13 protein-coding genes and 1 pseudogene are annotated in these 10,583 nt (G+C 64.1%); 9 read left to right on the forward strand and 5 right to left on the reverse strand.

What is annotated here, in order from left to right:
* Positions 1-311: 311 nt before the first annotated feature.
* On the reverse strand, positions 312-1,046 hold the full coding sequence (locus tag IVB50_RS08465) for a DUF4142 domain-containing protein (protein WP_247295428.1): 735 nt from the start codon (positions 1,044-1,046) through the stop codon (positions 312-314).
* Between the two features lie 5 nt (positions 1,047-1,051).
* Positions 1,052-2,869 carry a DNA ligase D gene (gene ligD / locus IVB50_RS08470; protein WP_247295431.1) on the reverse strand — a complete coding sequence of 606 codons (1,818 nt, stop codon included), beginning with the start codon at positions 2,867-2,869 and terminating at the stop codon, positions 1,052-1,054.
* Positions 2,870-3,072: 203 nt separating this feature from the next.
* On the opposite strand from ligD, the gene IVB50_RS08475 reads away from it, so the two are divergent.
* Positions 3,073-3,540, forward strand: a complete 468-nt coding sequence (locus IVB50_RS08475) for a hypothetical protein (protein WP_247295434.1) — start codon at positions 3,073-3,075, stop codon at positions 3,538-3,540.
* A gap of 42 nt (positions 3,541-3,582) precedes the next feature.
* Here the strand turns inward: IVB50_RS08475 and IVB50_RS08480 are convergent, their stop codons facing one another.
* Together IVB50_RS08480 and IVB50_RS08485 are read right to left on the reverse strand one after the other, a co-directional pair.
* A complete protein-coding gene (locus IVB50_RS08480) occupies positions 3,583-3,831 on the reverse strand; it encodes a hypothetical protein (protein WP_247295436.1) in 249 nt (82 codons plus the stop codon).
* A 1-nt stretch (position 3,832) separates the two neighbouring features.
* Complete coding sequence (locus IVB50_RS08485; protein ID WP_247295438.1) at positions 3,833-4,057, reverse strand: hypothetical protein; 225 nt, start codon at positions 4,055-4,057, stop codon at positions 3,833-3,835.
* Between the two features lie 168 nt (positions 4,058-4,225).
* On the opposite strand from IVB50_RS08485, the gene IVB50_RS08490 reads away from it, so the two are divergent.
* The 5 genes from IVB50_RS08490 (at position 4,226) to IVB50_RS08510 (ending at position 8,303) form a co-directional block, all read left to right on the forward strand.
* Complete coding sequence (locus IVB50_RS08490) at positions 4,226-5,155, forward strand: Ku protein (protein ID WP_247295440.1); 930 nt, start codon at positions 4,226-4,228, stop codon at positions 5,153-5,155.
* A 6-nt stretch (positions 5,156-5,161) separates the two neighbouring features.
* Entirely contained in the window at positions 5,162-5,497 is a 336-nt protein-coding gene (locus IVB50_RS08495; protein ID WP_247295442.1) for a hypothetical protein, read from the forward strand.
* Position 5,498: 1 nt separating this feature from the next.
* Entirely contained in the window at positions 5,499-6,161 is a 663-nt protein-coding gene (locus IVB50_RS08500; protein ID WP_247295443.1) for an HAD family hydrolase, read from the forward strand.
* A 108-nt stretch (positions 6,162-6,269) separates the two neighbouring features.
* Complete coding sequence (locus tag IVB50_RS08505; RefSeq protein WP_247295446.1) at positions 6,270-6,968, forward strand: GrlR family regulatory protein; 699 nt, start codon at positions 6,270-6,272, stop codon at positions 6,966-6,968.
* A 324-nt stretch (positions 6,969-7,292) separates the two neighbouring features.
* The gene (locus IVB50_RS08510) at positions 7,293-8,303 is read left to right on the forward strand and encodes an ion channel (protein ID WP_247295448.1); all 1,011 of its coding nucleotides are present in this window, start codon (positions 7,293-7,295) and stop codon (positions 8,301-8,303) included.
* A 40-nt stretch (positions 8,304-8,343) separates the two neighbouring features.
* Here the strand turns inward: IVB50_RS08510 and IVB50_RS08515 are convergent, their stop codons facing one another.
* Positions 8,344-8,607, reverse strand: coding sequence for a hypothetical protein (locus IVB50_RS08515; RefSeq protein ID WP_247295449.1), 264 nt, complete (start codon positions 8,605-8,607; stop codon positions 8,344-8,346).
* A 648-nt stretch (positions 8,608-9,255) separates the two neighbouring features.
* Between IVB50_RS08515 and IVB50_RS08520 the strand changes: the two genes are divergently transcribed.
* The 3 genes and pseudogenes from IVB50_RS08520 to IVB50_RS08530 form a co-directional block, all read left to right on the forward strand.
* Positions 9,256-9,609 (forward strand): hypothetical protein, encoded by a 354-nt coding sequence (locus IVB50_RS08520; RefSeq protein WP_247295451.1) that lies wholly within the window; start codon positions 9,256-9,258, stop codon positions 9,607-9,609.
* Between the two features lie 92 nt (positions 9,610-9,701).
* On the forward strand, positions 9,702-10,109 hold the full coding sequence (locus IVB50_RS08525) for a FixH family protein (RefSeq protein ID WP_247295453.1): 408 nt from the start codon (positions 9,702-9,704) through the stop codon (positions 10,107-10,109).
* Positions 10,106-10,583: pseudogene (locus tag IVB50_RS08530) on the forward strand (efflux transporter periplasmic adaptor subunit); the annotation flags it as partial. The gene IVB50_RS08525 and the pseudogene IVB50_RS08530, both read left to right, overlap by 4 nt.

Consider the following 10,583-nt stretch of genomic DNA (forward strand, 5'->3'; position numbering starts at 1 on the left):
CGGCAAGCCTGGGGCCGTTCACATCAGGCATGAGGATGATCGGGCGGCCTCCGTCTCCAGCCACGGAATGCGGGCGGCCAGCCCGCCCGCAGTCGGGGCACTTCGCCTGCAGTATCAGCTGACGAGGGTGCGAAGACCGCCGCTTGCGCTCATCGAGCTTCTGGAGCAGAGCCGGCTACAACAGGTATCAGAGCAGCGCAGAAGTAACCGGTGCAAGTGCTGCGCTTGCACGCCGGCGTCGACACGAACCAGGCCGGGCGAGCCGCTCCGCCGCGTCCCGCCCTGGCCCGAAGCTGTGGCGCTCAGGAGCCTTACTTCTTGACGCGTGATGATCGACCCGTTGTCGCGTCCTTGTCGTCGTCATCCTCGCGCAGATCCGCCAGCAATTGCAGATGTTCCTTGATCTGCCCACGCGCGAGCTTGGCCACGTTGATATGGGCTGGATCCTTGCCGCTGGCGAGATAGTCCTCCTGAATGCGCAGCAATTTCTGATGACCTTCGGTCTGCGCGCGGACATAGGCCGCCTCGAACTCCTTGCCCTGCATTTGCTCCATCTTCTGCAGCGTGGCCTGCTCGCCCTGCGGGACGTGCTGGCGAGCCTCGGATTCGGAGGGAGGATTCGATTTGCCTGTCGCCTCGCTCGAGTCCATCATCGACATCAGCACGTCCGCGATGGTCTCCTGCTCGGCGACCTCGAATTCGGCGAACTCCTTGATGTCGTCGTCGCGCACCTTCTTGACGGCGACACGCGAGGCGAGCAGCGACATCGAACCGACCGCCATCGTATCCGTCATGTGCTTCTGCTCGGCATCCCCCATCGTGACGGTTCCCGCGCCAGTGGTTCGAGACATCGACGAGAGCCATACGGTTCTGCCCTCGCGGCGAGCCGTGTCATGGCGGAGAACCGCCTCGTTCACCCGCTGCCGGTCCGAGCGATCGGCTTCAGGCAGCGACGTCACCGCGGCATAGAGTTCGGCGGGAATGCTGCGGCTGTCGCCCAGAGGCTTGCAGCGCCATTCCACCCATTGATCGAATGCGTCCGACATATCGCTCACCTCCTTGGTTTGGCGCGGAACGGACTGTCGATGGTGAAGGCGTCCGGCGCGATCCCGCTCTCGATGCGCTTCCAGGTCACGGGCGCTGCGATGGGGAATCCCTCTCGGGCTCGCGGGGAATAGGTGCCGATCGCGGTGGTGCCGCGGCCATTGCGCAGATAATCGAGGAAGATGCGATCGCGACGCTTTGCCTGGGCGGACAGCAGGTAGCGGTCTGGATGGCGCGCTGCGAGGGCGGCGACCAACTGATGCGCGACCCGATGCGCCTTGTCGTGCAGCACCGGCTGATCCAGTGGCGCCATCAGATGAATTCCTTTGCCGCCGGTGAGCTTGGGCCAGGTCTCGAAGCCCTCTCGTTTCATCAGCGCGCGCAGTTCGAGCGCGGTCTCCACGACGGCGTCCCATTCGATGCCCTCTCCGGGATCGAGATCGATTACGATGCGGTCGGCATGTTCGAAGTCCTCGACGGTCGCATTCCACGGGTGCAGTTCGATGGCCCCAATCCCGACCAGACCAAGGAAGCCATCCAGGCTGTCGACCCACAGGCGCGTTCCCTGGCCGCCCTCGCGCTTCTGAATACGGAGCTGGTGCACGGCGGCCGGGATCTCCCTCGGCAACGGCCCCTTGTGATAGAAGGTCGTGCCGTGCACGTGACGCACGAGCTTCAGCGGACGATGGCCGAGATGCGGGAGGGCTTTCTTCCACACCCTGCGCCAGTAGTCGGCAAGTTCTTCTTTCGACGGCACAACGGCGTCGGGCAGAAGCTGCAGGATGTTCTCTCGGGGGACGCCCAGCTTCGGCCGGCCGGCCACCGAGGGCACCAGTCGCGGCGCCTTGACCTTGCGCACCGCAAGATCATCGCGAAAGCCCTTGAACACAGCTTCGCGGAGCAGGCCATCATCGGTCAGAGCGCCGTATTGGACCTCGACTGCGAGGGTTGGCTCGACCCAGGTCGCCTTCGGCTTTTTGACGGCCACATCGAGCGGAGAGGTGTTGCGGATTAGCGGATCAAGTCGCTCGCGCAATTCGCGCGCGGTGGTCTCGGTGTAGCCGGTACGCACCTTGCCGGCGTAGAGCAGCTTGCCATGCTGGCGCCGGCCGACGTAGAGCGAGGCTACCTTACGGGGGTACGCTCCCAGCTTCTCGACGAACGCGACGACCGGTAAGGTCTCGCTCTTCTTGCACTTGAGCTTGATCCAGCTCTCCTGACGTCCGGACCGGTAAGGTCCGCCGAGCCGCTTGGCGACCAGGCCTTCGAGGCCGAGCTTGCACCCCTTGTCGAAGATCACGTTGCCATCGGCCGCAAGCGCCTCGACGTAAATGAAGGTTTCCGGTCCGTCCTTCAGAAGCCGCTGCAGCAGGCGCTTGCGTTCCTCATACACGACGCCCCGCAAGTCATAGCCGTCCAGGTACAGGAGATCGAAGGCGTGGTAGCGCACACGCTCGCTGCGCTTGGAGCCGAGCTCCCGCCTGAGCTGCTGGAAGTCCGGCAGGCCGCCACTGCCGTACACCACGGCCTCGCCGTCGATGATTGCACTGTTTGCCTTGAGCTTGTCTGCGCTCGCCGCGATCGAGGAGAATTGTTCGGTCCAGTCCAGGCCGGTGCGCGAATAGACCTTGGGGTCACCATCTCGCAGATGCAGCTGCGCGCGGTAGCCGTCGGCCTTGATCTCGTAGACCCAGTCTTCGCCGCGCGGCGGCTTCTCACGCAACGTGGGATCACACGGCTCGATGTAACCAGGAATAGCAGCTTTGATGGCGCCGTGAACACGCGAAACTCCCGAACGAGACTGACGCAACGCCACAGCACACATAACGATTCAACGTTGTGACGCTGATTCGTTCCGTGTCTCGTGTCCGGATCGCCCGGAACGTGGCCGAGTTCTCGCGAAGATGGCTTGAACCCGATGATCCGGAGGAAGGCGAGTAGCTCGCGTGCTTTTCAATCGGCAGCATCAGGAGTGTTGGAACGTAGTTGCCCTTCTCCGCTTTTTCCTGTGATCGACGGAGGAATGCGATGAAATCGACGTGGGCAGCTCTCGCATTGACACTTGCCACCTCGACGTTGGCGGCTTCGGCCCAGCCCGTCAGATGGTCCAGATACAACATCCCCGAGAGCGGCACCTCCGTTGACCTTCCGTCCTCGATTTTTACCGAGGCAGCGGGCCGACCCGACGGTTACGGTCAACGCTTTCGGACCGCCGACGGACGCGCAGACCTCACGATCCAGGCCGCGTCCAATGTCGCGAACGATTCTCCCGCTGCTTTTCTGGCAAAGAAGCATCCGCCTCCTCGCATTCAGTACAAGCGGGTGACGCCACGGTTCTTTGCGGTCTCCAGCTACAAGGGCGACAAGGTTTGGTACAACCGCTGCAACTTCTCCGGCCGGCTGGTCCATTGCGTCCTGATCAACTATCCCGCCGACGAAGAGCGCGACTGGGACAAGATCGTCACTCGCATCAGCCTGTCGCTCAGCGGCAGATAGCTTCTCCACAGGCTCACGCTGACATCTTCGCAGTCGCGCTGTTCAAAGAGCGCTCAGGTCGTCCGGGACTTCGCCGAACTTCCGGATCAACGTAGCGTCTCCGAACTCGCCGGTCGCAGGATCGCCGCTACGGCTGAACGCGACCGCGCCCAGGATGCCGGGCTTGCGAGACAGCGCCTCAGCACGCATCACGGCGGCATTGGCCGAGAAGCACTCCGTCGCCTCGCCGGCGGCGATGCCATCGTCGGCGGCCACGAAGGGCAAGGCGACGTAGTAGGTGACCTCGGCCATCTCAGTCGTACCAATCCTTCCGATCGCGCGGGACGTCGAGCCGGCGGCGCGAGTAGCCGGCGGAAACCGAGGCCCATAGCTCAGCGACCTGTGCCTCCAGGAAACCGTTAGCGACAAGCAGAGCTTTCACAGCTTCCCGCGCATCTCCGCCGCAGGCGGCAATGGCTTGGTCGGCGGCGACCTCCACCTCGAAGGTGGCCGGTTCGGATTGTTCGGGTGGGGTCATAAAGGCTTGTTCTCATTTTGTTCGCAGGAGTCAAGGCTGCGCGGCGTGCGCCATGGCGCCTCGGCGGGCGGCCAGGCGCGGATATGCGTGGACGGCGGCGGCAGTGTCGGAACTGTGTCGCGCCGTTCGTCTTGAGCCGAGTCCCTGTACCTGGAGTGTTGCGTAGCCATGGCCCCCCGCGCGAACTGGAAAGGCTTCCTGCGCCTGTCGCTCGTCACCTGTCCGGTGGCGCTCTACCCGGCCACTTCCGAGAGCGAGAAGATCTCGTTCAACCAGCTCAACCGCCAGACCGGCCATCGCATCAAGTACCTGAAGGTCGACGCCGACACCGGCGACGAGGTGCCCAACGAGGACATCGTCAAGGGCTACCAGCTCGAGAAAGACCAGTTCATCGAGGTTTCCAAGGAAGAGCTCGAAGAGATCGCGCTGGAGTCCACACGGACCATCGAGATCGACGAGTTCGTCGACAAGACCGATATTGACCCGCGATACCTGATCCGCCCCTACTACATCCGCCCCGACGGCAAGGTCGGACACGACGCCTTTGCGGTGATCCGGGAGACCATCCGCGAGATGAACAAGGTCGCTATCGGGCGGGTGGTGCTGACCAACCGCGAACACATCATCGCCCTTGAGCCGATGGACAAGGGTCTTGTCGGCACGCTGCTGCGCTATCCTTACGAAGTGCGCAGCGAACACGAATACCTCGACGAGATCCAGGACGTCAAAGTGACCAAGGACATGCTCGATCTCGCCAGGCACATCGTGAACCAGAAAGCGGGCAGCTTCGAGCCGGAGAAGTTCGAGGACCATTATGAAAGCGCGCTGATCGAGCTCATCAACCAGAAGCGGGCCGGCAAGCCGATCGTGCCGAAGGATCGGCCGAAAGGCGAGAACGTTGTCGATCTGATGGACGCGCTACGCAAGAGCGTCGGCGCCGCAGCAGCCAAGACCGAGGCTCCGAAAAAGCCTGCCAAGAAGACGAAGAAAGCTGCGGCGGCTCAGAAGGAGATGCTGATGCCGATCGCCGGTAAGAAGCCGGCGAAGGAAGCGGTGGCGAAGAAGCCTGCATCAGGGGCGCGGCGCAAGTCGGCCTGATGTAACGTGAAGTATCCGGTGACGCCCGACGGTCGCTACTTCGTCGTCCGTGGCAGGTTGTGGCGCATGGCCAGGCCCCGCCTCGGTGAAGCGGAGCGGACCAGTCTCGTCGGCCATCTGATGAAGGCCCGTCGCGCGGTCCGCGACGCAAAGCGGAGCGCAGACCTCAAGGCGGAGGCCGCCGCGCACAAGGCCGTGGACGAGTTCAAACGGGAGCTCGGTGAGAGAGGCCCCGTTTGGTGGGAAGACGGCGCACCCGATCTCAACCGGCACATGGCCAAGAACACGACCTACGCCGAATGGTACTCAAAGCTTGGTCGCTCACGCTCGGGAGGATCCTGAATTGCCCAAAGCTGTAATCTTCGACATCGACGGAACGCTTTTGGACTCGGTCGATCTCCATGCGCTCGCCTGGCACGAAGCGATGGTGAAGTTCGGCCACGATGTCGGCTTCGAGCAGGCTCGGGGGCAGATAGGCAAGGGAGGCGACAAGCTGATTCCGCACTTCCTGTCCGAAGACGCGCAGCGGGACCATGGCAAGGAAATGGAGGAATGGCGCGGCAACCGGTTCAGGTCCGAGTATCTGCCGCTGGTGCGCCCGTTTTCGGGAGTCCCCGATCTGCTTCGGCGCGTGAGGAATGCCGGCGCCCGGATTGCCGTCGCCTCCTCCGCCAAGAAGGATGAACTTTCCAAGTATCTCGAGATCGCGGGCATCGGCGACCTGGTCGACGTGACGACCTCGTCGGACGACGTCGAGGAATCGAAGCCGGCTCCCGACATCTTCGAAGCGGTCCTGAAGAAGCTTGGGGTCGAGGGCCACCATGCGGTGGCGATCGGTGACACCCCCTACGATGCGGAAGCTGCGAGCAAAGCGAAGATCGCGATCGTCGGCGTGCTGTGCGGCGGCTTCACCGAGAGTTCGCTGAGGCAGGCTGGATGCGTCCAGGTATATCCCGGCCCGGCCGCCCTGCTTGCCTGCTTCGGGGATTCGCTCCTCGCAAGATGAGCCCCATCGGGACGACATGATCAACGCGAGGCTCGAGGCGGCACCGAGCCGCCTTTTCGCGTACCATCTGACCGGCTACAATACGCTACGCATAGCGGGGACAGGGTGTTGTTCGACGGATTGTACAAATGCGAGTATCGCGCCGGTGCCGTGCTGAACCGTAGCGTCATGCATGTGCGCGGTGGCCGCATGCTGGGGGGAAACTCGGCTTTCGCCCACGTCGGAAGCTACCAAGAGATCGACGGCGTGATCGTCGGTCGGGTAGCCGGACAGCGCCATGCCCTCAATCCCGAGGTGCGGCAGCTCTACGGTGCGGACGATGACGAGCTGATCCTGCGCGGCCGTGCGGTTGGCGATTCCTATCACTTCGATGCCTCTCCGGTCCGGCTCCCTGATCAAGTGATGCATGCCGTGATGACCAGCTTGGATGAGGAGTCTTTGCCGCCGCCCGGAAAGGTCGGCGACGGCGGCATCCCGAATGGCCTTTACGGGCTGCGCATCCGCGCGCTCGATGGGATTGACGGCGGACTGACCGGTGTGATGCTGCTAGAGGACGGCCGCATGCTGGGCGGAGACGCCTTCTTCTATTATCTCGGTTCTTACTCCTCTGCGGATAACCGCTGGCGCGGTGAAATCGTCAACCAGGAACACACGGCGGCTCGCGACGCGATCTTCGGCGGTTACGAGGTGGGCATCGGCTTTTCGGGCAGCTGCGAGGCCAACGGCGCGATTTGGGAGGCGACGGCGCTGGCCGGAAAACGAAGTTTCCAGCTGGCGGCCGAGATGAAGCTCCTGCACAGGATCTGATCAAGACTTCAGTTCGTGCTCGGGTGACGCCACTGCAATCTGAGATAAAGTCAGCGACCCAGTAGAGCTTGAGCACGGATGAGGGCGCTTTGGCCGAGCACAGGGTGGCTCCGAGCAGCTGCGCATAGGAACGGCCACGGCACCGTGCGGTTGGTGCTGGTTAACTGAAAATGCGCCGATGCATTTGGTCCGACCAGCAGATAGCCGCAGAAGGATCTCCGCAGGATCGATCCTGACCTCGGTTCTGGCCTGTTGGGCGGGATTGCTGATCCTCCACGCGCCCAGTTGTGATGAGTTTGAGCACATCCCGCCTGGCGGCGTTCCATGATCATACCGACGGTCGAGATCATCGCAGGAATTGTCCTGGTCGTCCTCGCCCTTCGCGATGTATTCGACACGGTGGTGGTGCCCGGAGAGAGCCGAGGCGCGCTCCGCGTGGCGCGGCGGCTGCTCGCCATCATGCTTCCGGTTTGGAAGTGGGCCCGCCGCGGCAAGAGCGGGGTCTCCACCAGCTTTGCGCCGGCGATCCTCATGGGCTCCTTCCTCATCTGGATGGTCCTTCTGTGGCTGGGCTTCGGCCTGGTCGCGCATGCTCTGGGCGATTGGTTCGCGCCGCCAGCCGATTTCCAGGAGGCACTGTTCATCGTCGGAAGCGCATTGTGCACGGTGGGACTGAGCGGCATTGAGGCCCATGGCCCGGCCCGCTGGGCCCTCATCCTGGCCGGCCTTTCGGGCCTCTCGGTCCTGACAATGGCTGTTACTTACCTCCTCCAGGTACAAGAGGGTTATTTCCCGCCGCGATGCCGGAATTCTCAAACTTACGACGGCGGCGGGTCAGCCACCCTCGGCTCTCGGACTGCTGGAGCGTTACGCCGACCTCGACTCTCCGGAGGAGATCAGGCGCGTGCTTTACAAAGGACGAGACTGGTGCGCCACCGTCCTGCAGAGCCATGCTTCCCACCCATCCCTGATCTACTTTCGATCGGTTGGCGTCGGCTCGGGTTGGCCTGCAACGCTCGGGGCCATGCTGGACCTCGCGCTTATGTTCGAACTGCTGATCGAGGACCGCGAGAGCCGAGCGCCGGCGTCCTGCTCCGAAGCGAAGGATTGCGCCTCATCGACGATCTGAATGGACTGATCGGCCTTGAGGCAAAATCTGACGACACCACTGATGCCGCAGTTCCGCGCGTGTGCGCCCGCTTGACGGCGGCTGGCTACAAGGTGCGTTCGCAGGTCGACGCAGCGGAGTTCGCGGACCGGCGGCGAAAGCACGCTGGCCGGGTGCGTGCCGCCGCTGAGCATCTTGGCACCACGGCGGCACCCCTGATCCCTTGATCGTCGACAGCGGCATCGGACCGTAGGTTGTTGGTGCGGTTCAGTCGGGCGGGCATTCAGGGCAGGTATCGCCGATCGAATCCAGCACTCCGCGGACCTCGGCGACAGCCTGATCCGGAGACAATCCGTCTGGAGGCTCCTGCCTGGCGATGTCCAACGCGCGGTCGCGGCCGTGAGGGTCGGCCCGGTCCTTTGCCCAGCCATGCTCCTCGCATTCGTGGATGGCGTCCGCCTCCTGCAACACGCTGAGCGCCCATCCGCGCAGCGTTCTGATCGCCGGCCGTCTTTCCTTCGTCATCAGCATCGAGCTTGCTCCTGCCGGGACGAATCCTTCGGACCGCCGGCTCGTTCCTGGCGGTTAGCACGGGTCAGGGATTCCGAAATGCAGAGGCTCCGGCTTGTCCACCTGTTCCGCGCGGCTGCGGACGAAGGCTGAACTGAAGCTCGGCTTGATCGGCGGGCACAATAGTCGCGAGACGACCTCGACCAGCTCAGGTCTTATGCTTCATGTTGTTCCAGCGATTTTGGCTTGGCGCGCAGCACCCCACGGCCTCCTCGGCCACTAGGTTGCCGGCCGGCCCCAACACGGCAGGTGGCTGCTGGATCGTGCTTGCGGCCGGCATTTCGCCGGGGCCGCTGGCGCTGATGTGGGCCCGTGCAGCCCAGGCCTGAGCAATCAGGCCCGCTGAATGACGATCCGCCAGTCCTGCACCGGTCGGCCCGAGATTTAGGCCCGCATGGTTCGTGAGGTGCTGGGGTGCTGCGACTGCCTGGTCTGGGCCGGCCAGGAGCGCGTTGGAGCCGAAATGCGATATCAGGGCCGGCCAAGGCCTGGAATGCTCCTGGGCGGGCCCAAAAGGGCCGGCTGAGCTATGTCGCTGCGGGTCCCGGGTGGCGAACATGTGAAGGGGCCCGACTTACAAAGCGACCCCGCTCGTGGGATGCTCGGTTTATGAATCTGCGAGGGCTGCTCAGAGTTGCGTTCGCGGTCTTGGTGACCGCCAGTTTGACGTTGGCGCCCTTGGCGGCGCCGGCGGCAGCCGCGCAAGCTCGCTCGGACGGCATGAGCGACATGTCCGTGTCCACCGACATGCCCTGTTGCCCCGATGAGCAGAAGAGCAAGGACTGCCAGGACTGCCCGCTGGTTGCGATGTGCGTCCTGAAGACGGCCCAGGCGGGCCCCTCCGAGGCCGCCGCCCTCCCGCTGCGGCACGCGATCCGGACCACGCACTCCGTCGCCGACGACGTCGTCGGCGACGGCTTGACCCGTCCACCTCCCGACCAACCCCCTCGAACCCCGGCCTGAACGGCGCTTGACGCCGATCGCGTCCGTGCGCCTCGCGCGCGCGGATGACGCGCGCCGCCTTGGCGGCGAATTCAGGACATCGAGGATACAACATGAAGACGTCTACCTTCGCGCGCGCCGTCCAGGCCGCGTTGATCGCTGCGGCCATCGCCGGCGCAAGCACGGCCGCATTGGCCGACATCAAGGACTACACGTTCGAGCTCGTCGACCAATCGGTCCAGGCCGGGCCCGACAAGGTCGTCACGGTCCGGCTCGTGAACACCAAAACCGGCAAACCGGTGCCGGATGCGGTGATCTTCGCCAGCCGTTTGGACATGGCTCCGGACGGCATGCAGGAGATGGCGACCAAGGTCACCCCCATGCCGGGGACGGAGCCGGGCACGTACCGCTTCAAGGCGACCTTCGGCATGGCGGGGCGATGGCAGCTTTCGCTCGGAGCCAAGGTCCAAGGCGAGACCGGCACCGTCGAGAACAAGCTCGTCATCACGGCGCAGAAGTGACGAACTCCGTCGCAGCAAGCCTGGCCGCCGCGTTGATCGCGGCGGCGGGCATCGCGTTCGTCTTCGCCGGCCCGCAGTGGCCGACGGCGCGAACCGCCGCCGTGATCGGTCCCGCTGCGGCCGAGGAGAGCGGCGCCCCGATCTACTACCAGGATCCGGACGGCAAGCCGTCGTACTCGCTGGTGCCGAGAAAGACCCCGGATGGCCGGGATTTCCGCGCGGTGCCCGCAGGCGCCGACATCCGCTTCGACGATGACCAGGCGGAAACCCCGCCGCCGGCGACAACGGCGGCCGGCGCCTCCGGAGAGCGCAAGATCAAATACTACCGCAATCCCATGGGCCTGCCGGACACATCGCCGACGCCGAAGAAGGATGCGATGGGGATGGACTACATCCCCGTCTATGAGGGCGACGACAGCGACGACGGATCGATCAAACTCTCGCCCGGCAAGATCCAGCGGACCGGCGTCAAGT

Source organism: Bradyrhizobium sp. 87 (genome assembly GCF_023073015.1).
Lineage (GTDB): Bacteria > Pseudomonadota > Alphaproteobacteria > Rhizobiales > Xanthobacteraceae > Bradyrhizobium > Bradyrhizobium canariense_D.